The organism is Phenylobacterium sp. (assembly GCF_030697925.1).
Taxonomy (GTDB): domain Bacteria; phylum Pseudomonadota; class Alphaproteobacteria; order Caulobacterales; family Caulobacteraceae; genus Phenylobacterium.
The window spans coordinates 1-20,311 of the sequence record NZ_JAUYOJ010000092.1; the positions used below are offsets into that span (position 1 = coordinate 1).

Annotated in this window: 23 protein-coding genes and 1 riboswitch; of the genes, 16 read left to right on the plus strand and 7 right to left on the minus strand. The window is 68.0% G+C overall.

The window, feature by feature from the left end; all coding sequences use genetic code 11:
• Positions 1 to 206 (plus strand): transposase (locus Q8Q88_RS08525; protein ID WP_305674767.1); only part of this gene is annotated, 206 nt, incomplete at its 5' end.
• A gap of 187 nt (positions 207 to 393) precedes the next feature.
• Here the strand turns inward: Q8Q88_RS08525 and Q8Q88_RS08530 are convergent.
• A complete protein-coding gene (locus Q8Q88_RS08530) occupies positions 394 to 996 on the minus strand; it encodes a malonic semialdehyde reductase (RefSeq protein ID WP_305674768.1) in 603 nt (200 codons plus the stop codon).
• A 73-nt stretch (positions 997 to 1,069) separates the two neighbouring features.
• Here Q8Q88_RS08530 and rutB point away from each other — a divergent pair, with 73 nt between their 5' ends.
• From rutB to Q8Q88_RS08565, 7 genes are all read left to right on the plus strand, one after another.
• Positions 1,070 to 1,786: a pyrimidine utilization protein B gene (gene rutB / locus Q8Q88_RS08535; RefSeq protein WP_305674769.1), complete on the plus strand. Its 717-nt coding sequence runs from the start codon at positions 1,070 to 1,072 to the stop codon at positions 1,784 to 1,786.
• A gap of 11 nt (positions 1,787 to 1,797) precedes the next feature.
• Positions 1,798 to 2,187 carry a pyrimidine utilization protein C gene (gene rutC, locus Q8Q88_RS08540; RefSeq protein ID WP_305674770.1) on the plus strand — a complete coding sequence of 130 codons (390 nt, stop codon included), beginning with the start codon at positions 1,798 to 1,800 and terminating at the stop codon, positions 2,185 to 2,187.
• Between the two features lie 5 nt (positions 2,188 to 2,192).
• Positions 2,193 to 2,978, plus strand: a complete 786-nt coding sequence (gene rutD, locus Q8Q88_RS08545; protein ID WP_305674771.1) for a pyrimidine utilization protein D — start codon at positions 2,193 to 2,195, stop codon at positions 2,976 to 2,978.
• Between the two features lie 11 nt (positions 2,979 to 2,989).
• Positions 2,990 to 4,063 (plus strand): pyrimidine utilization protein A, encoded by a 1,074-nt coding sequence (gene rutA, locus Q8Q88_RS08550; RefSeq protein WP_305674772.1) that lies wholly within the window; start codon positions 2,990 to 2,992, stop codon positions 4,061 to 4,063.
• Positions 4,064 to 4,085: 22 nt separating this feature from the next.
• Positions 4,086 to 5,330, plus strand: coding sequence for a NupC/NupG family nucleoside CNT transporter (locus Q8Q88_RS08555; RefSeq protein ID WP_305674773.1), 1,245 nt, complete (start codon positions 4,086 to 4,088; stop codon positions 5,328 to 5,330).
• Positions 5,331 to 5,540: 210 nt separating this feature from the next.
• Positions 5,541 to 5,879, plus strand: coding sequence for an alpha/beta hydrolase (locus Q8Q88_RS08560; RefSeq protein ID WP_305674799.1), 339 nt, complete (start codon positions 5,541 to 5,543; stop codon positions 5,877 to 5,879).
• Between the two features lie 34 nt (positions 5,880 to 5,913).
• The gene (locus Q8Q88_RS08565) at positions 5,914 to 6,408 is read left to right on the plus strand and encodes a MarR family winged helix-turn-helix transcriptional regulator (RefSeq protein ID WP_305674774.1); all 495 of its coding nucleotides are present in this window, start codon (positions 5,914 to 5,916) and stop codon (positions 6,406 to 6,408) included.
• On the opposite strand, the gene Q8Q88_RS08570 is transcribed toward Q8Q88_RS08565, so the two are convergent.
• The 4 genes from Q8Q88_RS08570 to Q8Q88_RS08585 all read right to left on the minus strand — a co-directional run bounded on the left by Q8Q88_RS08570 (position 6,405) and on the right by Q8Q88_RS08585 (position 9,796).
• On the minus strand, positions 6,405 to 7,178 hold the full coding sequence (locus Q8Q88_RS08570) for a molybdopterin-dependent oxidoreductase (RefSeq protein WP_305674775.1): 774 nt from the start codon (positions 7,176 to 7,178) through the stop codon (positions 6,405 to 6,407). The genes Q8Q88_RS08565 and Q8Q88_RS08570 overlap by 4 nt on opposite strands.
• Positions 7,175 to 8,014: a cytochrome b/b6 domain-containing protein gene (locus Q8Q88_RS08575; protein ID WP_305674776.1), complete on the minus strand. Its 840-nt coding sequence runs from the start codon at positions 8,012 to 8,014 to the stop codon at positions 7,175 to 7,177. Before Q8Q88_RS08575 ends, Q8Q88_RS08570 begins: the two co-directional genes overlap by 4 nt.
• Positions 8,015 to 8,035: 21 nt before the next feature.
• Complete coding sequence (locus tag Q8Q88_RS08580; RefSeq protein ID WP_305674777.1) at positions 8,036 to 8,635, minus strand: hypothetical protein; 600 nt, start codon at positions 8,633 to 8,635, stop codon at positions 8,036 to 8,038.
• A 537-nt stretch (positions 8,636 to 9,172) separates the two neighbouring features.
• Positions 9,173 to 9,796, minus strand: a complete 624-nt coding sequence (locus Q8Q88_RS08585; RefSeq protein WP_305674778.1) for a TetR/AcrR family transcriptional regulator — start codon at positions 9,794 to 9,796, stop codon at positions 9,173 to 9,175.
• Between the two features lie 95 nt (positions 9,797 to 9,891).
• Here Q8Q88_RS08585 and Q8Q88_RS08590 point away from each other — a divergent pair, with 95 nt between their 5' ends.
• The 5 genes from Q8Q88_RS08590 (at position 9,892) to Q8Q88_RS08610 (ending at position 14,938) form a co-directional block, all read left to right on the plus strand.
• Positions 9,892 to 10,881 carry an aldo/keto reductase gene (locus Q8Q88_RS08590; protein WP_305674779.1) on the plus strand — a complete coding sequence of 330 codons (990 nt, stop codon included), beginning with the start codon at positions 9,892 to 9,894 and terminating at the stop codon, positions 10,879 to 10,881.
• Between the two features lie 38 nt (positions 10,882 to 10,919).
• Positions 10,920 to 11,903: an NADP-dependent oxidoreductase gene (locus Q8Q88_RS08595; RefSeq protein ID WP_305674780.1), complete on the plus strand. Its 984-nt coding sequence runs from the start codon at positions 10,920 to 10,922 to the stop codon at positions 11,901 to 11,903.
• A gap of 42 nt (positions 11,904 to 11,945) precedes the next feature.
• Positions 11,946 to 13,082 carry a zinc-binding dehydrogenase gene (locus tag Q8Q88_RS08600; protein WP_305674781.1) on the plus strand — a complete coding sequence of 379 codons (1,137 nt, stop codon included), beginning with the start codon at positions 11,946 to 11,948 and terminating at the stop codon, positions 13,080 to 13,082.
• A 324-nt stretch (positions 13,083 to 13,406) separates the two neighbouring features.
• Positions 13,407 to 13,892: a hypothetical protein gene (locus tag Q8Q88_RS08605; protein WP_305674782.1), complete on the plus strand. Its 486-nt coding sequence runs from the start codon at positions 13,407 to 13,409 to the stop codon at positions 13,890 to 13,892.
• A 107-nt stretch (positions 13,893 to 13,999) separates the two neighbouring features.
• Positions 14,000 to 14,938, plus strand: coding sequence for a sensor histidine kinase (locus Q8Q88_RS08610; protein WP_305674783.1), 939 nt, complete (start codon positions 14,000 to 14,002; stop codon positions 14,936 to 14,938).
• Between the two features lie 62 nt (positions 14,939 to 15,000).
• On the opposite strand, the gene Q8Q88_RS08615 is transcribed toward Q8Q88_RS08610, so the two are convergent.
• Both Q8Q88_RS08615 and cobU read right to left on the minus strand, forming a co-directional pair.
• A complete protein-coding gene (locus tag Q8Q88_RS08615; RefSeq protein ID WP_305674784.1) occupies positions 15,001 to 15,783 on the minus strand; it encodes a PEPxxWA-CTERM sorting domain-containing protein in 783 nt (260 codons plus the stop codon).
• A 160-nt stretch (positions 15,784 to 15,943) separates the two neighbouring features.
• The gene (gene cobU, locus Q8Q88_RS08620) at positions 15,944 to 16,453 is read right to left on the minus strand and encodes a bifunctional adenosylcobinamide kinase/adenosylcobinamide-phosphate guanylyltransferase (RefSeq protein WP_305674785.1); all 510 of its coding nucleotides are present in this window, start codon (positions 16,451 to 16,453) and stop codon (positions 15,944 to 15,946) included.
• Between the two features lie 29 nt (positions 16,454 to 16,482).
• Positions 16,483 to 16,671: riboswitch (cobalamin riboswitch) on the plus strand.
• A gap of 104 nt (positions 16,672 to 16,775) precedes the next feature.
• On the opposite strand from cobU, the gene Q8Q88_RS08625 reads away from it, so the two are divergent.
• The 3 genes from Q8Q88_RS08625 to cobO are packed head-to-tail and all read left to right on the plus strand — an operon-like array spanning position 16,776 to position 20,308.
• Positions 16,776 to 18,719 carry a TonB-dependent siderophore receptor gene (locus tag Q8Q88_RS08625; protein WP_305674786.1) on the plus strand — a complete coding sequence of 648 codons (1,944 nt, stop codon included), beginning with the start codon at positions 16,776 to 16,778 and terminating at the stop codon, positions 18,717 to 18,719.
• Entirely contained in the window at positions 18,694 to 19,680 is a 987-nt protein-coding gene (locus Q8Q88_RS08630; protein WP_305674787.1) for a threonine-phosphate decarboxylase, read from the plus strand. The genes Q8Q88_RS08625 and Q8Q88_RS08630 overlap by 26 nt, the downstream gene beginning before the upstream one ends.
• Positions 19,681 to 19,693: 13 nt before the next feature.
• On the plus strand, positions 19,694 to 20,308 hold the full coding sequence (gene cobO, locus Q8Q88_RS08635; RefSeq protein ID WP_305674788.1) for a cob(I)yrinic acid a,c-diamide adenosyltransferase: 615 nt from the start codon (positions 19,694 to 19,696) through the stop codon (positions 20,306 to 20,308).
• The last annotated feature ends 3 nt before the right edge of the window (positions 20,309 to 20,311 follow it).

The following is a 20,311-nucleotide window of genomic DNA, read 5'->3' on the forward strand; positions in this document are numbered from 1 at the left end:
CCGGCGCCCACCTGCTCTTCCTGCCGCCCTACAGCCCCGACCTGAACCCCATCGAGCAGGTCTTCGCCAAGCTGAAGACCCTGCTGCGCAAGGCCGCCGAACGCACCGTCGAGGCCACCTGGCGCCGCATCGGCCAACTCCTCGACCACTTCACCCCAACCGAGTGCGCCAACTACCTCGTCAACTCAGGCTACGCTCCATGCTAAAACGGTCATGCTCTAAACGCCGGCGCTGGGCTTGCCAGTGGCCAGATCTCGGAATGCCACGCGGTCCAATCGTGGCGGAGGAGATCGCAAGCCCCGTCGATCGTCGTCAGCGCCACGGCGATCCGCGATTGGACCATGCGGCGCTTAGTGCTCGGCGGCCGCTTGAGCCGTCCGACGAGGGCGCTGCTCAGAGGACTTGGCAGGCGTCTTCGAAGGGGAGGCGGGGGTTTCTGGGGAACAGGTTCTCGTCGGTGCCGTGGCCGAGGTTGCAGATGAAGTTGGCGCGCCAGGTCGTGCTGGCGAAGAACTCGGCGTTGACGGCCTCGGCGTCGAAGCCGGACATGGGGCCGACGTCGAGGCCTAACGATCTCGCGGCGAGCATCAGGTAGGCGGCCTGCAGGGAGCCGTTGCGGAAGGCGGTTTCCTGGGCGACCTCCGGTTTGGCGAACCAGGTCTTGGCGGTGGGGCTCTGGGGGAAGAGCTCGGGGAGGCGGTCGGCGAAGGCGAGGTCGTAGGCCATGATCAGGTTGACCGGGGCGGAGAGCGTCTTGGCGCGGTTGGCCGAGGACATGTGGGGGGCCAGGCGCTGCTTGGCGGCGTCGCTGGTCAGGAAGACGAAGCGGCCCGGGGAGCAGTTGGCCGAGGTGGGGGCCAGCTTGGCGAGGTCGTAGAGCTCGCGCAGCTGGGCTTCGGGGACGGGCGTGGGCGACCAGCCGTTGCGGGTGCGGGCGGTGCGGAAGACCTGGTCCAGGGTCTGGTCGGGGAGGCGGCCCTGTTGGTGTTCTGGCATCGGGTCTCTCGGCTGGACGGCTTGGCGCCGCCGTAGCGTATGGCATGGTGGGGCCCCCAGTGAGAACGCCTGCATGACGACCGACGGACATCTGGCGCGGGACATGGTGGTCCTGCCGGCGCGGCCCGAGCCGATCACAGTGGCGGTGTCGCAGACCGCGGTCATCGTCATCGACATGCAGAACGCCTACGCCTCGCCCGGGGGGTATCTGGACCTGGCGGGGTTCGACATCTCCGGTGCGGCGCGGGTGATCGAGAATACGCGGGGCGTGCTTGAGGTGGCGCGCGCGGCGGGCATGCCGGTGATCTATTTCCAGAACGGCTGGGACGCCGACTATGTGGAGGCCGGGGGGCCGGGCTCGCCCAACTGGCACAAGTCCAATGCGCTGAAGACCATGCGGGCGCGGCCGGAGCTTAGGGGCAAGCTGCTGGCGCGGGGCGGCTGGGACTATGAGCTGGTGGAGGCGCTGAAGCCGCAGGCGGGCGACATCGTGCTGCACAAGACGCGCTATTCCGGGTTCTTCAATTCGCAGCTGGACAGCGTGCTGAGGTCGCGGGGGATCCGCAACCTGGTGTTCGTGGGGATCGCCACCAATGTCTGCGTGGAGTCGACCCTGCGGGACGGGTTCATGCTGGAATATTTCGGCGTCGTGCTGGAGGACGCCACCCACCAGGCGGGGCCGGACTTCGTGCAGCAGGCGGCGATCTACAACATCGAGAAGTTCTTCGGCTGGGTCTCCAGCGTCGCCGACTTCAAGGGCGCGCTGGGGCAGCGGCCGCCCGTGTCCTGACAGGAGTTTCCATGCCCAAGACCGTCATCACCCCGCCGGGGACGCAGGTTCCCATCGCCCCGTTCTCGCCGGGGACCCTGGCCGACGGGGTGGTCTATGTGTCGGGGACGCTGGCCTTCGACAAGGACAACAATGTCGCCCACGTCGGCGACGCCGAGGGCCAGACGCGCGCGGTGCTGACCACCATCAAGTCGGTGATCGAGACCGCCGGCGGGACCATGGACGACGTCACCATGAACCACATCTTCCTGAAGGACTGGGCCGACTATGCGGCCATGAACAAGGTCTATGCGGAGTTCTTCCCGGGGCCGAAGCCGGCGCGGTTCTGCATCGTCTGCGGGCTGGTGCGGCCCGACTTCCTGGTCGAGATCGCCAGCATCGCCCACATCGGCAAGCGCTGACGGCGTTGGCGATCGCCGAGGGGATTTTCTACGAGGTCCATGAGGGGCCGGCCGGGGCGGCGAGCGTGGTGCTGTCGGCGGGGCTGGGCGGGTCGGGCGCGTTCTGGGGGCCGCAGATGGCGGCGCTGTCGCAGCGGTTCACGGTGGTGCTGTACGACCATCGCGGCACGGGGCGGAGCGTGCGGGAACTGACCGCGCCGCACTCGGTCGACGCCATGGCCGACGACATCGTGGCGGTGCTGGACGCGGTGGGGCTGGAGCGGGCGCATCTGGTGGGCCATGCGGCGGGCGGGCTGGCGGGGCTGGCGCTGGCGCTGCGCTATCCGCAGCGGCTGGACCGGCTGGTGGTGGTCAATGGGTGGGCGGCGCCCGATCCGCACATCGCGCGGTGTTTCGCCACGCGGGTGAGCCTGCTGAACGACAGCGGGGTGGAGGCCTATGTGCGGGCCCAGCCGCTCTTTCTGTACCCGCCCGACTGGATCTCGGCCAACGACGCGCGGCTGGAGGCGGAAGCCGTGCACCATGTGGCCGGCTTCCCGACGAAGGACGTGATGCTGGCGCGGATCGGGGCGCTGCTGGCGTTCGATATTTCCGGGCGGCTGGGGGAGATTTCAGCGCCTGTGCTGGTCAGCGCCTCGGCGGACGACATGCTGGTTCCGCCATCCTGCTCGCGAAGGCTTGCGCAGGGGCTGGCGCATGCGACGCTGGAGGTCGTTCCGTGGGGCGGCCACGGGTTCACGGTGACGGCGGCGCAGGCGTTCAACGCCTCGGTGGTCGCGTTTCTCTCCTGAAGGACCAAGCCATGGAAGTCGGCGTCTTCATCCCCATCGGCAACAACGGCTGGCTGATCTCGGAGACCTCTCCGCAGTACATGCCGACCTTCGAGCTGAACAAGACGGTGACCCAGGCGGCGGACCGCTATGGGCTGGATTTCGCCCTGTCGATGATCAAGCTGCGCGGGTTCGGGGGCAAAACGCAGTTCTGGGAGCACAACCTCGAGAGCTTCACCCTGATGGCCGGGCTGGCGGCGGTGACCGAGCGGATCAAGATCTTCGCCACGGCCGCGACGCTGACCATGCCGCCGGCCATCGTGGCGCGGATGGCGGCGACCATCGATTCCATCGCCCCGGGGCGGTTCGGCATCAACCTGATCACCGGCTGGCAGAAGGCCGAGTACGACCAGATGGGGCTGTGGCCCGGCGAGCAGCACTACAAGGACCGCTACAACTACCTGGCGGAATACGCGCAGATCCTGCGCGAGCTGCTGGACACCGGGGTGTCGAACTTCAAAGGCCAGTACTTCCAGATGGAGGACTGCCGGGTCAGCCCGCAGCCCAAGGACACCAAGCTGATCTGCGCCGGCTCCAGCGACGAGGGCCTGGCCTTCACCGCCAAGTACGCCGACTACAGCTTCGCGCTGGGCAAGGGGACAAACACCCCCACGGCGTTCGGCGACGTGAACGCGCGGCTGGCGGCGGCCAAGGCCAAGACCGGGCGCGATGTGGGCGCCTATATCCTGTTCATGATCATCGCCGACGACACCGACGAGGCGGCGATGGCCAAGTGGATGCACTACCGCGAGGGCGCCGACCAGGAGGCCCTGGCCTGGCTGACCAACCAGGCCGCGCCCAACGCGGCGGCGGGGTCCACCACCAACACCGCCCAGCTGGCCCACGCCGCCTCGGCGGTGAACCTCAACATGGGCACCCTGGTGGGGTCCTATGAGAGCGTGGCGCGGATGCTGGACGAGGTGGCCCAGGTGCCCGACACCGCCGGCGTGCTGCTGGTCTTCGACGACTTCCGCAAGGGGATCGAGGACTTCGGCCAGCGCATACAACCCTTGATGGCCTGCCGCAAAGGCGTGACGGTGGCCTGACGGGTTTCGTCGGGGGACGTCCATGCAGATTCTGATCGGCCTGGCGGGGATCGTGGTGATCCTGGCCGTGGCCCTCCTGTTCTCCACCAACCGGCGGGGCATCCGCTTGCGGGTGGTGGGGCCGGCTTTCCTCCTGCAGGCGGCGATCGCGGCCTTCGTACTCTATGTGCCGGCCGGCCAGGCGGCGATCGGCGCCACGGCGCGGGGCGTGGAGCGGGTGCTGGGCTATTCGCGGGCCGGCATCGAGATGGTGTTCGGCGGGCTGACCAATGTGAACGGCATGGCCAGCCTGGCGATCAATGTGCTGCCGATCATCATCTTCTTCTCGGCCCTGGTCTCGGTGCTCTATTTCTTCGGGATCATGCAGCTGGTGGTGCGGTTCCTGGGCGGGTTCCTGCAGCGGGTGCTGGGGGTGGACAAGGTCGAGGGGCTCTACGCCGCGGCCAATATCCTGGTGGGCCAGTCGGAGTCGCCCCTGGTGATCCGCGGCTATCTGAAGGGCCTGACCAAGCCGCAGGTTTTCGCCCTGATGGTCACCGGCATGGCGGGGGTGGCGGGCTCCATCCTGGCGGCCTACGCCCAGATGGGGGTGGCGATCGAGTACCTGCTGGCGGCGGCCTTCATGTCCGCGCCGGGGGGGCTGCTGATGGCCAAGATCCTGATGCCCGACGATCCGGTCGAGGCGGCCGCGGCGGCCGACGCCATGGCCGACGCCGTCGAGGAGGAGGCCGAGGAGCGGCCCGCCAACCTGATCATGGCGATCTTCAACGGCGCTGAGGACGGGGTGAAGCTGGCGGTGGCGGTGGGCGCCATGCTGGTGGTGTTCGTGGCCTTCATCGCCATGCTGAACGGCATGCTGGGCGGGATCGCCGGCCTGTTCGGCTATCCCGACCTGACCTTCCAGAAGGTGCTGGGCTTGGTCTTCGCCCCGCTGATGTTCCTGCTGAACGTGCCCTGGGCGGAGGCGGAGCGGGCCGGGGAGCTGTTCGGCCAGAAGGTGATCCTGAACGAGTTTGTGGCCTATCTGGACTTCGGGGCGACCAAGGACGCCTTGAGCCCGCACACCCAGGCGGTGGTGACGTTTGCGTTGTGCGGCTTCGCCAATATCAGCTCCATCGCCATCCAGATGGGGGTGCTGGGCGGGCTGGCGCCCGACAAGCGCCCGATGATCGCCCAGATGGGGCTGCGCGCGGTGCTGGGCGGGTCGCTGGCCAACCTGATGAGCGCGGCGATGGCGGGGCTGATCCTGGTGGTGGCGGGGGTTTGAGGGGGGGGGGCGTGGGACGGGCGCCTGTGGATGTCGCAATTGGGCTCATAGCGGTCCTCGGGAACGTCTGTTTCCGGTCACTCCGGCACCGCCGGCCCGGGCCTCAGAGTGGGACGCCGCTCAAGGACCAAATCTGACTCTTTGTGGACTTTGAGGCGGTTGGCTTTGCGGGAGGTGTGAAGCAGCCGCCCACTGTGCTGCCGCCTCGGCCTGTCGACTCCGCATCTCGAATGGATGATCGAGCAGTTCACGCCGTCGCTGTCGCCGGAGGATCGGCGGCGACCGGACATGTCGCCGCTGTTCGCCGACCTGCGTGGGCTTCCGCCGGCGCTCTTCGTCGTGGGCTCCGCGGACATCCTGCTCGACGACACGCTCTTCCTGGCGGCGCGCTGGGCCAGTTGCGGCAACGCTACGGACCTCGAAATCTATCCGGAGGCGCCCCACGGCTTCAATGCGCTCCCCACAGCGATGGCGATGGCCGCCAATCGCCGGATCGAGACGTTCCTGGCCGCGCATTGCGGCGTCGACGCTCCTGGTCCCGCGACATAGACTGACTTCAGTGTCGGTGGGAGCCTGAGGCGAAATGACGAGAGCCGCCAAATCTGCCACGGCCGACCCGCCGGTTGATGTCGATCCCCTGCGGCTGGACCTGCAGCTCTGCTTTTCGCTCTATACCGCCAGCAGCCTGATGACGCGGCTCTATCGGCCCTTGCTGCAGCCGCTGGGCCTCACCTATCCGCAGTATCTCGCCCTGCTGGCCCTTTGGGAGCGCTCGCCGCTGTCCCAGGGCGAGGTCGGCCGGCTGCTTCGCCTGGATTCTGGAACCCTGACCCCGCTCTTCAAGCGACTGGAGCGCGCGGGCCTGGTCACCCGGCGGCGAGACCCGGAGGACGAGCGGCGCCTGATGATCGACCTGACCTCAAAGGGGCTAAGCCTGCGTCAGCAGGCCCTGACCGTACCCGGGGAGGCCTATTGTCGGCTGCAGCCGCCCACGCATGACCTGGGCGCGCTCAAGGCGCGGCTCGACCGACTGATCGAAAGCCTGGAAGGCGCGGGGCTTGGACCCGAGGACGCCTAGATCCCGGCGTACCACTGGTAGCCGCGATCTTCCCAGTATCCGCCCTGGCCGCGTCCCAGGTCCGCGAAGCTGCGGATGGCCTCCACCCGCATGACGTACTTGGCCATCTTGTAACCGAGCTGGCGCTCCAGCCGCAGGCGTACGGGCGCGCCGTGGGCCACCGGCAGCGGCCGGTCGTTCATCTCGTAGGCGAGGAGAGTCTGGGGATGATAGGCGTCCATCACGTCGATGGTCTCGTAGTAGTCGCCGGATCCGTCGAAGGTCAGCTCCAGCGTGTCGGCGCAGAAGAATGCAATGAACCGCGCCTCGGGCTTGAGCCCCGCCCGGTCGAGGAGGGGGCCCAGCAGGGCACCGCGCCACTTGCCGATGCTGCTCCAGCCTTCCACGCAGTCATGGCGCGTGATCTGGGTGCGCGAGGGCGCGCCGCGCAGCTCGGCGAGGGACAGGCTGAGCGGTCGATCGACCAGCCCGCCGATCTCGAGCCGCCAGTCTTCGAAGCCCTGAGCCAGGTGCTGCTGATAGACCTCATTGTCCGGATTGGTGGTCCCGTTGGCTCGGAAGTCGGCGGAGATCGCGGACGCGGGATACTCACGAGCCAGGGCCGTTCGGCCAACCAGGCCGCGCTGGGCCTGCCGGGTGATGATCTCGCCGGCCTCGAGCGCGGAGTTGACCCGAGGGTCCGAGGTTAGGCGGTCACAACCCCCCAGCGCCAGCCCCGCGGCGCTGGTCAGGGCCCCAGTGAGCCAGGCGCGACGGTGGACGGGGCTCATCGCCGATCCTTTCTGCCGATCACGAACCAGCCGGTCAGGATCGAGCGCAGTTCATTCAACGGCCCTGCGGCCAACACCATGACCATGTGCAGGACGAAAAATGCCACCAGGCTCAGGGCCGTGAGAAAGTGCAACGAACGCGCCGTCTGCCGCCCCCCGAGGACCTCACTTAGGAAGGGGAGGCGAGCGTCCATGGCCGGCGACATGGCCAGCCCCGTCATCACCATCAACGGCAGGAGGCCGAAGATCACCGCCACATAGGCGAGCTTCTGCAGCACATTGTAGGCCCGGGCGTCCTCGCCATGGGCGAACCTCAGGCGCATGTGATCGCCAATGGCGCGCCCAATCCCCCTCAGTTCGGCGATCCGGGGCAGGAGCACCCGTCGAAACCGGCCGCCCACAAGGCCCGGGAGGCCATAGATCGCGCCGTTGGCGACGAGCAGCCAGGCCATGAAGAAGTGCCATTGGCGGCCGGCCCCCAGGTCGTGTTGTGCGGGCAGGGTCAGCCAGCCGGGGAAGGCGGCGGGTTGCATGGCGCCTGAAGTGTCGCGTGAAGCGCCGAGCAGGCCGGTGGTGTCGAATTCCATCCCGCCCACCTGAAGGCGGCCGTGCAAGTCGCCGGCCGCGTCCGTGGTCTGGGTGATGGCGGCGAACGGCCGGTCGAAGCGCGAGGCCTCGCCCCAATAGAGAGCAGGGTGGGCGTTGAGGATCTGCAGACCGCTCAACAGCAGGGCCAGCAGGCACAGGGCGTTCACCGCGTGGCTGAGCCGGACCAGCAGCGGATGGCGATAGATGGCCACGCGCCCGTCCGGCAGCGGTCGATCGATCTTCTTCACGCGCCTGCGCCCCATCCGAGCCTACATGGGCGGCCGGGAGCCGCTTTGGCCGATAGCCACTGAGTTGGTGATCAGCCCGCCACCGGCCTTGGGCGCGGCCACGATGAACACCGCCGACCCACGCTTCAGCAGGCTGCGGTCGCCGCCGGAGATCTGGACGATTGGGACATTGCGCGGGATGACCACCTTACGCTGGCCGCCCGGATAGGCGACCTCCAGCTCGCGACCATTCTTGCTCACAGTGATGTTCCCGACCGTGCCGTTGGTCATCATCGAGCCCTTCTTCTTGTCCCACGCGTAGTGGCCCTCACCCATCTTGACGCCGGGCGGAAAGACATGGACCTCGAGCGAGCGGCCCACGCCCTCGGACACCGGCATTTCGGCGGTGCCGATGAAGCTGCCGGGCTTGATGTCGGCGACGCCGATCGGCTTGGTGACGGAGACCCGCCAATCCTTGGACAGCTCCACCACCACAGGCTTTCCCCCCTTGGCCGCCACCGTGACGCGGTCCGGCTGGATCTGCGAGACGACGCCTCGAACCATCCGGGCCTGCTGGGCGGCGGCTGGCGAGGCGGCGAGCGCGGCGAGCGCCACAATGACGGGGATCGAAAGTCGCTTCATGGGAGCTCCTGAACAGATGAAGTCTGATCACACACAATCATACGGTACACAATCGAAAAGAGCGATCCGCGCTTGCCGGCGTCCGTCCATGCCGACTTGCCTGCGCCGGCTAGGACCTGACGGCGGCTCGGCCGCCCGGAGCGACGCCGAACGGCTGGCGCCGGCGACGCAGGACGAAGAAGCAGGCGCGCGCGCCACACGCTGTCCGCGCAGACGATAGAATCCCGGCTCGTTTGCGAAATCGAGACTGCGCCAGAGCACCTATTCAGCGCGTTCGCATAGGGCGTCGATCCCGCAACGTGTCGAGACCGGTCCTCATAGTGTTAGGCCTGGATCTCTGCTTGTGGGAAGAACCCCGAGGTCCGCAAAGGGGCGCAGAGCAAGGTTTAGATTGCTGGCGTGCAGGACGGTTCCAAGCTGGCCGCGAGGAGCCGACCTCGCTACCAGACCTCCGCGACGCCCATTGCAGCCTCGATGCTCCGTACAGAGCATCGAGGTGGCTTGCGAGGTGCGCTTGCGTCTCCCGGACGCAGAGCGCTAGCGCGGCCTGACCGCGGCGGCGGCGACCTGGGCGATCTGGCGCAGACTGTCGCGATAGGCAGCGAGACCCACCGGCCCATGAGGACCTTGCTTGGCGCCCTTGGCGGCGGCCAGCAGTGTGCTCACAAGGCTCTCGGCCGCCAGGTCGGCCCCAGCCAGATCGATCTCACCGCGGTTGTCGGCGTCGCGCAGCACCCGAACAAGGCGCGCCGCATAGGCGTCGTCGGCGTCGCGGGCGAGGTCGGCGCCGATCGTGGTCCGGGTGGCGTCCAGCTCCATGAGGTGCTCGGAGCGCGCATAGCGCTCTTGTACCGTGCCACACTGGCGATCTAGCAACTGGTAGAGCTTGTCGGGGAACGGCAGGTCGGCGTTCTCCGCCTCATCGCAAAGGCGGCTGAGCTCAGCCAGGGTTCTGGCGTGCATGGCCCGGAACACCGCTTCCTTGCCGTCGAAATAAAAATAGAGCGTTCCCTTCGCGACGCCGGCCGCTCGGGCGATGTCATCCATGGCCGTCCGGCGATAGCCGAAGGCGGCGAACATCCGCTGCGCGGCGTCGAGGATCGCGTTGGCCTTGGCGCGCGTGTCGCCGCACTCCGGCGTCACAGGGGACGTCTCTGACATTGCCCACTCTTAGGCGGAACTCCGCATTGACAGCAAGCATGCGGTTGAACGAAATGACCGTATAGACCAAAACGGTCGAGTCTTGGGAGGGAACGATGAAGGTACGCAAGCTCGGCGCAGCGGGGCCTGAGGTTTCCGCGCTCGGTCTGGGATGTATGACCATGATCCCGATCTACGGCGCCTCGGACCCGGTCGAGGCCACCGCGACCCTCCAGCGCGCCCTGGAGCTAGGCGTCAACTTCTGGGACACGGCGGACATCTATGGCCCCCACGCCAACGAGGAACTGATCGGCCGCGCGATGGCTGGCCGGCGCGACGAGGTCTTCCTCGCGACCAAGTTCGGCATCGTCCGTGATCCCGCAAGCGCCTCCGGCGTCAGTGTCAACGGCACGCCTGAGCATGTCCGTCGGTCCATCGACGGCAGCCTGGCGCGACTGCAGACCGATCACGTCGATCTCTACTACCTGCATAGGGTCGACAGCCGCACGCCGATCGAGGAGACGGTCGGTGCGATGGCGGAGCTGGTTCAGGCCGGCAAGGTCCGCCATCTCGGCCTTTCAGAGGTCTCTCCCGAGACCTTGGAGCGCGCGTGCAAGGTGCATCCGATCACTGCGGTGCAGAGCGAGTATTCGCTTTGGACCCGAGATCCGGAGGATGGGATCCTGGCGGCCTGCGAGCGGCTTGGCGTGGGGTTCGTGCCCTATAGTCCTCTGGGCCGCGGCTTCCTGACCGGCGAGCTCAAGAGCCCGGACGACTTCGCGCCCACCGACTGGCGGCGCAGCAATCCCCGGTTCCAAGGCGAGAACTTCAAAGCCAACCTCGCGGTCGTGGAGGCGGTCGCTCGGTTGGCCGCCTCCAAGGGCGTCACCTCAGCTCAGCTTGCGCTCGCCTGGGTCCTGGCCCAGGGCGAGCATATCGTCCCCATTCCCGGCACCCAGCGTCGCAAGTACCTGGAGCAGAACGTCGGCGCGCTGGATGTGCATCTGGACGCGACCGACCTGGCCGGCGTCGACGCCGCCCTCAAACCCCTCGCGCCGGCGGGTGAGCGCTACGCGCCCGCCATGATGGGTTCGCTCAACGGCTGAGACGACGTCTCACACGCACTCCAGCAAAGAGATCCAAAATGACTGTCGCCCGCCAGATCCACCTCGTTCGCCGCCCACAAGGCGTCCCGGTCCCGCAGGACTTTGCGGTCGTTGAGGCCCCCTACGCGGACGCCGGCGACGGCGAGGTGCAAGTCGAGGCCCTGATCATGTCGGTCGACCCCTATATGCGTCCCCGGCTTGACGCCGACCAGCCGCTGGACGCGCCCCTTTTGGGGGGCGGGATCGGGCGCGTGGTGCAGTCGCGCAACGACCGGTTCAAGGAAGGCGACCTCGTCCGCCACGGGGCCGGATTCCAGGAACGGTTCACGTCCAGCGGCAAGGGGCTGTCGGTTCTGAACCACGATCCGTCACTGCCCTTGTCGGTATACATGCACGCGCTGGGAGCGACGGGGATCACCGCCTATGGCGGGCTGCTGGAGACGGGCGCGCTGAAGGACGGCGAACAGATCTTCATCTCCACGGCGGCCGGCGCCGTGGGCTCGGTCGCGGCTCAGATCGCCAAGATCAAGGGCTGCTACGTGGTGGGGTCCACGGGGTCCGACGACAAGGCAGCGTGGTTGCGCGACGAACTGAAGCTCGACGCGGTGATCAACTACAAGACCCAACCCCTCGCCGAGGCCCTCGCTGCGGCCACGCCAAAAGGCCTCGACGTCTATTTCGAGAATGTCGGCGGCGCGCATCTGGACGCGGCGCTGCCGCGGATGAATGTCCGGGGCCGCATACCGGTCTGCGGGATGATCTCCACCTATAACGGCGGTGGTGACGGCGTGAACGGACTGTTCAACCTGATCTATCGCCGGGTCCGCATGGAGGGCTTCGTGGCGACGGACTTCGCCCACCTCAACGCCGCCTTCCTAGCCGACATGACCGGCTGGCTGAAGAGCGGCGCGATCAAGTACCAGGAGACGATCCTGGACGGCTTCGAGCGCGCGCCGGAGGGGCTGATCGGCCTCTTCGCCGGCCAGAACGCCGGCAAGATGCTTATCCACATCGCCGACTGACCCGGCGACTCTCCCCATCTCACCCCCACACCGGAAACCCACATGAGCCAGCCCATCCCCACCGTCGGACTGCAACTGCGATCGCTCCTGAAGGCGAGCGGCGAGCTCGAATTGTCACTCGCCAAGGTCGACGTCCCCGCGCCGGGCCCGGACGAGGTCGTGGTTCGCATTGAAGGCGCGCCGATCAACCCATCGGATCTCGGCCTTCTGCTCGGACCTGCGGATATCTCCACCGCGAAGGTCGGCGGCACGGCGGAGCGGCCGGTGCTGACCGCCAGCGTTCCGCCCCAGTATCTGAAAGCGATGACCGCGCGTCTCGACGACTCGCTACCGGTCGGCAACGAGGGCGCAGGCGTGGTCGTGGCGGCCGGGGCGGAGGCCCAAGCCTTGCTCGGCCAGACCGTGGCGATCCTGGGCGGGGCGACATATGCCCAGTATCGAACCGTGAAAGCGGCAGACTGCCTGCGGCTGCCGGAGGGCACGACCGCGGCCGAAGGCGCCTCGTGCTTCGTCAATCCGCTCACCGCTCTGGGCATGGTCGAGACCATGCGCCGCGAAGGTCATACGGCGCTGGTCCACACGGCCGCGGCCTCCAATCTCGGCCAGATGCTCAACAAGGTCTGCCTGGCCGACGGCGTGGCGCTGGTGAACATCGTGAGGAGCTCGGAACAGGCTGCGATCCTGCGGGAGATCGGCGCCGCCTACATCGTCGACTCAACCTCGCCAAACTTCACCGAGGATCTCACCGCCGCGCTAGTTGCGACGGGCGCGACCCTGGCCTTCGACGCCATCGGCGGCGGCAGGCTGGTCGGCCAGATCCTGACGGCCATGGAGGTCGCGGCCAACAGGACGGCGAAGAGCTTCAGCCGCTACGGCTCGACGGTCCACAAGCAGGCCTACATCTATGGCGGCCTCGACACCGCGCCCACCACACTCAACCGCGGCTTCGGAATGTCCTGGGGTGTTGGCGGCTGGCTGCTGACGCCGTTCCTGATGAAGATCGGTCCCGAGGCGGCCCAGAAGCTGCGCGAGCGAGTCGCCGCCGAACTGAAGACCACATTCGCCAGCCACTACTCGTATGAGGTGTCGCTGGCCGAGGCCCTCAACCCCGAAATAATCGCCGCGTACAATCGCCGTGCAACTGGAGAGAAGTACTTGATCAACCCTAGCAAGCACTAGGCGGTCGGAGGCCGGCGCCACCGGTGTCGGCCTCTCGACATATTGACGCAGTTTTGGTGCGGTCCGGCGGTGGATTCGGCCAGGCGGGTGGGCGCAAACCCAAGCTCGGAAAGGCCTGGCTGCAACGGGCTTAACAATACGTCAAGATCGTGGCGACCCAGTGCGACGAACCGCCCCAAGGCGGCGGTTGGAATCGGAGGCTAGGTTCGGGCGACCTTCAGCCACCCCCCCTAGCCTCAAGGTTCCGATGCCGAACTGCTTGACGCAAGGCGAGGCCTTGCCCTTCCACACCCCCGTCGCCGCCTCCTACGCCGAGGTGCGGATTTGAGACTGCCGCCAGACCAGGAATCGCGCCGCCCGCGTGTTCGCGAGCTCCAAGACGAGCTCGGCAAGGCCAGGGCGCAGATCGACGTCCTGCTCACCCAGCTTCGCGCCGTCCACATCGAGGCGATCGAGGTCGCCCCCTGGATGGTCGGGCTGCGGCCCCAGGAGATCGCGATCATCGCGGCGCTCAAGGGCGCCTTTCCCCGCCTGCTCGACGTCTACTCGCTCGATGAGGCCCTGCCGCGGCTGGACGACGTCGCCGACCGCACGCTGTCGGGCGTGCACGTGGTCATCCACGGCATTCGCCGGAAGCTGGGCGCCGACGCGATCGAGACGGTTCGCGGCTTCGGATGGCGGCTGTCGGCCGAGTTCGCGGCGCGGCTGAAGAAGCTGGAGACCAGCCGCTCCTTCGATCCGCCCCAGGCCGCGCTCCAGGCCGAGCCCCAGGCCCAAACCACGCGCCAAGCCAAGGCCGCCCGGGGCTGAAGCTGCCACACGCGGAACTAGAACCGCCGCTCGGCGCTTCAAACCGGGGGGACTCGTCGACGCAGGCTGTCGATTCGCATGTTCCCCAAGGGGCGAGGGGGATTTAGATGGGCGTCATGCAGTCGCCGGAGCCGTCGGAGACCGAGGCGCGCCTGGCAGCAGTGCTGGAAAGCGTCAGCGACGGTTTCTACGCCCTGGATCGCGACTGGTGCTACGTGCTCTTCAACCGCGCCGCCGAGCGCTATTTCAACGTCTCCAGCAAGGCCTTGCTGGGCAAGGTCATGTGGGATGTCTTCCCGCAGGGTCGCGGCACCCCGTTCGAGCGCGCCTGCGTGGCGGCCATGGACAAGGCCGAGACCTCCGTCTTCGAGACCCCGTCGCGCCTGCGCCCCGACCGCGTGGTGGAGCTGCGGATCGCGCCCATGCATGGCGGCGGCATCGCCGTCACCCTGACCGACATCACCGACCGCAAGCGCAACGAAGCCGCCCGGGACCTGCTGATGCGCGAGGTCGACCATCGGGCGCGCAACATGCTGGCGGTGGTCCAGTCGATCATGCATCTGACCCGCGCCGGCGACGTCGCGCGCTACAAGCAGATCGTCCTAGGCCGGGTCAGCGCGCTCGCCCGCGCCCAAGGCGCCCTGGCCAGCCGCCGGTGGGAGGGCGCCTTGGTGGCCGAGGTGCTGGCCGAGGAACTCGCCACGATGGGCAAGGCCGACGCCTATCATCTGGACGGTCCCGCGGTGGTGCTGGCGCCCGGGCAGGTCCAGCCCTTCAGCATGGTGGTCCACGAGTTGGCCACCAACGCCAGCAAGTACGGGGCGTTCGGCGCCGAGGCCGGGGAGGTCCACGTGGACTGGACCTTGGAAGGCGACAAGGTCCTGCGGGTGGTCTGGCGCGAGACCGGCGGACCGCCGGTGCGCGCCCCGACCCGCAAGGGGTTCGGCTCCAAGCTGATCTCCGACCTCGCCCGCCAGCTCGGCGGCTCGGCGAGCTTCGATTGGGCGCAGGACGGCCTGAAGTTCGAACTGACCGTGGCGCTGTAGCGCACGAAAAACCCGGCCGCCGCGAGGCGTCCGGGTTTCGTCGATCGATCTTGCGGTTGGTCCTAGGCCATGACCGCCGTGGTCCGGCGACGGCGCAGCATGGCGCCGCTCAGGCCGAAGCCGGTGATCATCATCGCCCAGGTGGCGGGCTCGGGGACCACGCCGCCTGTGACTAGGTTGTCCCAGCGGACGCTGTAGTTCGCGCCCTGCGACGTGTTGTGGGCTTGCAGGATGACATTGCCGAGCTCGGTGCTGCCGTTGGCGTCCACCAGCAGGGTCTTGTCGCCGACCTGATAGAGCCAGTTGTCGCCCTGCAGGGAGATGTTGAGCGTCGCCCATGTCCCGTAGGCGAATCCGGTCGGCACGCCGAAGGTGACATAGGAGGCGCCGTTCCAGCCCTGGAAGCCGTCCGAGCCGTGGAACGAGATGATCGGATAGGAGCTAAGCGCGTCCGCCCCGTCGAAGGCCGTGCCCCAGAAGCCGGCCATGCGGCGGCTTTCGCTGGCCCAAGTGCTGTCGATATAGAGCTCGATGCTCATGGACGTGGTGCCGTCGGCCAGGTCGAGCTTGCGGCCCTGGGTGTCGTAGAAGGAGCCGCTGTAGGCGCCCGGACGATTGCTGGCGCCATCGGCCGCGCTGATGTCGACCTCCAGGACCTGGCGGCCGTCGAACGCCACGCCGCTGTCGAAGCCGGCCGGCGCGTAACGGTCCGTGTACCAAGTGTCCGGCGCCTGGGTCGGTCCGGTGAGCACCGGTCCGTCGAAATCCTCCGACGCCTGGACCTGACCGGCCAGGAAGGCCGCGCCCGCCATGGCGGCCGCGAAGGATAGGATGCGTGTCTGCACGAATAGCCCCTGACTTGCTGAAATCGATAAGCTTGGGAGACGCTCTCGCACTCAGAGCGGACAGCAGGAGAGCGGCCCAGCCTCGGCTCCCACCCACCAGCTATCCGTGTGTTAACATTCGTTAAGAGTCAATCGCGCGCTCGCCTGCAGCGAGATGCGCTCATCCCTTCAGAACGAGCGGCAGGCCCGCCACCACCATCACCACCTGGTCGGCCGCCGCGGCCAACGCCTGATGCATCCAGCCGGCTTCGTCGCGGAACTGTCGGGCCAGGGCATTGTCGGGCACGACGCCCTGACCGACCTCGTTGGAGATCACGAACAGCTCCGCGGGGCTGGCCCTCAGCGCCTCGATCAGCTCGGCCACGGCCGCCTTGAGGTCGGCTTCGTCCAGCATCAGGTTGGTCAGCCAGAGCGTCAGGCAGTCGATCACCGCCACCTCGCCGGACCTCAGCTCGCGCACCGCCGCCGCCAGCTCCCGGGGCGCCTCGACGGTCGCCCAGGCGTCGCCGCGCTCGGCCTGGTGACGGGCGATGCGCGCGGCCATTTCGGCGTCCAGGGCCTCGGCCGTGGCGACCATCACGCGCCGCTCGGCGGGCCGTTTTCCGGCTTCCGTAAGGGCATGCGACGTCTTGCCGGATCGGGCGCCGCCCAGGACGAAGGTCAGGCTCATGACGATTGACGCTCCGCATGGCAGAGCCTAATGGCGACCCTGCGACAGGTTCCCCGCGAGGGGATTAATAGGGAACTCAGGTGAGATACCTGGGCTGTCCCCGCAACTGTAAGCGGTGAGCCCGCGCGTCATTAGCCACTGGACATCTGTCTGGGAAGGCGGCGCGCACCGGCTGTGACCCGCGAGCCAGGAGACCTGCCTGACGCGGTCGTCCTTCGTCCGGCCGGTGGAGCCGTACGAACGGGGAGTATTCCCGAGAGACGACGTCCGTTGGTCCGCGTGCAAGCGCGGGCTCGTCGTCACGTGTCAGGGGAAAACCCGAATGAAGACCCTATTGCTCTCCACCACCGCGCTGCTCTGCGCGCTTTCCACCAGCGCGCTCGCCCAGGTCGGCGCGCCCATCGCCGCGGCCAGCGTCAGCGAACTGATCGTCACCGCCAACCGTTCGCCTCAGCAGGCCTATCGCGTCGGCCAGAGCGTCACGGTCCTCGACGCCGGCGAGATCGCCTCGAGCCAGGTCGCCGACCTCTCCACCCTGCTGGCCCAGACCCCCGGCGTCAGTGTCTCGCGCAACGGCGGGATCGGGGGCGCGACGTCGCTGCGCATCCGCGGGGCCGAGACCGACCAGACCGTGGTCGTGGTCGACGGGGTGAAGCTGAACGACCCGTCCCAGGCCGGCGGCGGCTACAACTTCGCCAATATGCTGGCCGGCGACATCGAGCGCATCGAGATCCTGCGTGGGGCCCAGTCGACCCTGTGGGGAAGCCAGGCCATCGGCGGGGTGGTCAATATCGTCACAGCCCAGGCGGTCGCGCCCTTCGAGGGTTCGGTACAGCTCGAGGCCGGCGCTCGCGGCACGGCCTATGCCCGCGCCGCGCTGGGCGGCAAGGGCGAACGCCTCGCCTGGCGCTTGGCCGCCGGCCGCTTCAACACCGATGGGGACTCCGCCTATCGCCGGGGTTCCGAGACGGACGGTTACGAGAATAGCGGCTTCAGCGGGCGCGCCGAGATACAGGCCACCGACTCCGTGTCGTTCGACCTGCGCGCCGTCTATTCCAAGGGGAGGAACGATTTCGACGGCTTCCCGGCGCCGGCCTTCACCTTCAACGACACCCGCGAGTATGGGACCACCGAGGATTTCGTCGGCTACGCCGCGGTCAATTTCGACCTGCTGGACGGCGCCCTGAAGAACCGGGTCGCCTATGGCTACACCCGCACCAAGCGCCGGAACTCTGATCCTGACCAGGCCGTCACGCCGGTGACCTTCGACGCTCGCGGTGAGAACCGGCGCTGGGAGTATCAGGGGGTCTGGACGATCAACGAGGCCTGGACCGCCACCTTGGGCGCCGAGACCGAGGACGCCGAGATGCGCACGGTCTCGCCCAGCGCGTTCTCGCCCAACCCGCCGCCGGTGCGCGGCAAGGCGGGGATCGACGGGATCTACGCCCAGGTCCAGGGCGAGGTGATCGACGGCCTCACCCTCACCGCCGGCCTGCGGCGCGACAGCCACGACACCTTCGGCGACCAGACGCTGGGCCAGCTTGCCGCGGCCTGGTCGCTCAATGACGGCGACACCGTCCTGCGCGCCAGCTACGGCCAGGGCTTCAAGGCCCCGACTCTGTTCCAGCTCTATAGCGACTTCGGCAACCTGGCTCTGGCGCCCGAGGAAGCCGACGGCTGGGACGCCGGAATCGAGCACCGCTTCGCCGACCGCTTCCGGGTCTCGGCCACCTGGTTCCAGCGCGAGACCGAGAACCAGATCGACTTCTTCTCCTGCACGGCCAGCAATACGAATCCGCTCTGCCGGCGTAACGGCGTCCCCCGTTTCGGCTTCTACGCCAACACCGCCCGGACCAAGGCCCACGGCGTGGAACTGGAAGGTTCGGCCGATCTTGGGCCCCTGCGGCTTGCCGCCAACTATACCTGGACCGACACCGAGAACGCCTCGCCCCAAAGCGTGAACCGCGGCAAGCGCCTCACCCGCCGGCCAGAGCATCAGGCCAATATCCAGGCCACCTATCGTTGGGCCAACGACGCCGCGCTCACGGGCGCCATCCGGTATGTGGGCGACAGCTTCGACAATGTCGGAAACACCTATGTCCTGCAGAGCTACACCCTGCTGGACCTGCGGGCGTCCTATCCCCTGACCGAGGCGCTGGAGGTCTATGGCCGGGTCGAGAACGCCTTCGACGACGAGTATGAGACCACCCGGAATTACAGCTCCCCCGGGCGAGGGGCCTATGTCGGTGTCCGCGCCCGGTTCTGACCCGGCGGCGGGCTTCCTCCGCCACGGCGGCCGGCTGGCCGCGGCGAAGCGCGCCTTTCCGGACGCGCCGACGCCCTGGCTCGACCTATCGACCGGGATCAACCCACGTCCCTGGAAGGGGGCGCGGGCGACCCCCGCCGACCTGGCGCGTTTGCCCGATCCTGAGGCGGTCGCTGCCCTGGAGGCCGCCGCCGCGCGCGCCTTCGGGGTCGCCGCCGACCGGGTCGCCGCCGTGCCCGGCGCCGAGGCTGGATTGCGCGCGCTGCCACGCCTGCTGGGCGCCAGGTCGGTCGCCGTGGTCTCGCCCACCTACGGCGGTCACGCCGAGGCCTGGCGGCTGGCCGGCGCGCGGGTCGAGACGATCCCGGCGGACCAGCTGACCTCCACGGCCGCCGAGGCGGTTGTCGTGGTCAATCCGAACAATCCCGATGGCGCCCAGCACGAAGCTCTCGAGCCCGGCGATCGTTGGCTGATCGTCGATGAGTCCTTCGTCGAGACGGCGCCCCAGCTCAGCGTCACGCCGCGGGCCGGGGGCCGCCTGATCGTCCTGCGATCCTTCGGCAAGTTCTATGGGCTGGCCGGCGTGCGTCTGGGCTTCGTCATCGCCGAGCCAGGCTTGGCTGCGCGGGTCTCCGCCCAGTTCGGCGACTGGCCGGTCTCGGCCGAGGCCATCGCCGCCGGAACGTCCGCCTATGCCGACGCCGCCTGGCGTGAGCGCACGGCTCTCCGGCTGGCCCGCGACGCCGCGCGGTTGGACCTCATGCTCACCGCGGGCGGCTTCGAGATCCTGGGCGGGACGTCGCTGTTCCGCCTGACCGCCTCGCCCGACGCCCAGGGTCGGTTCACCCGGCTGGCCGAGCACGGCGTCCTGACCCGCCCCTTTCCCGAACAGCCAACCTGGCTCAGGTTCGGTCTGCCCAAGACCTGGTCGCGGCTCGCCGCGACCCTCGAAACCTTGTGAATTGGGAGGCCCTATGACCGCCGAAGACGACAGGAACACCGCCCATCGCCAGGCGATGAAGGTTCTGAAGGCCGAGCGCGAGGCCCTGATGGCCACCAAGACCGACCAGGCGCCGGGCCTGCTGCTGGTGCACACCGGCGATGGCAAGGGCAAGTCCACCGCGGCCTTCGGCATGGTCGCCCGCGCGCTCGGCTGGGGTCAGAAGGTGGGCATCGTGCAGTACATCAAGGGCAAGTGGGTCACCGGCGAGCGCCAGTTCTTCAAGCGCTTCCCCGACGAGGTCCGCTACGAGGTGATGGGGGAGGGGTTCACCTGGGACACCCAGGACCGGGCCCGCGACATCGCCGCCGCGCAGGCCGCCTGGACCGTCTCCCTGGAGATGCTGGCCGACCCCGCCCTCGACCTCGTCCTGTTCGACGAGCTCAACATCGCCCTGCGCTACGACTATCTGGACATCGACCAGGTGGTGGCCGACCTGGAGGCCCGCCCGCGCGACAAGCACGTGGTCATCACCGGCCGCAACGCCAAGCCGCAGCTCCTGGCCATCGCCGACCTGGTCACCGAGATGACCCTGGTCAAGCATCCCTTCGACCAGGGGATCAAGGCCCAGCGCGGGATCGACTTTTGAGCT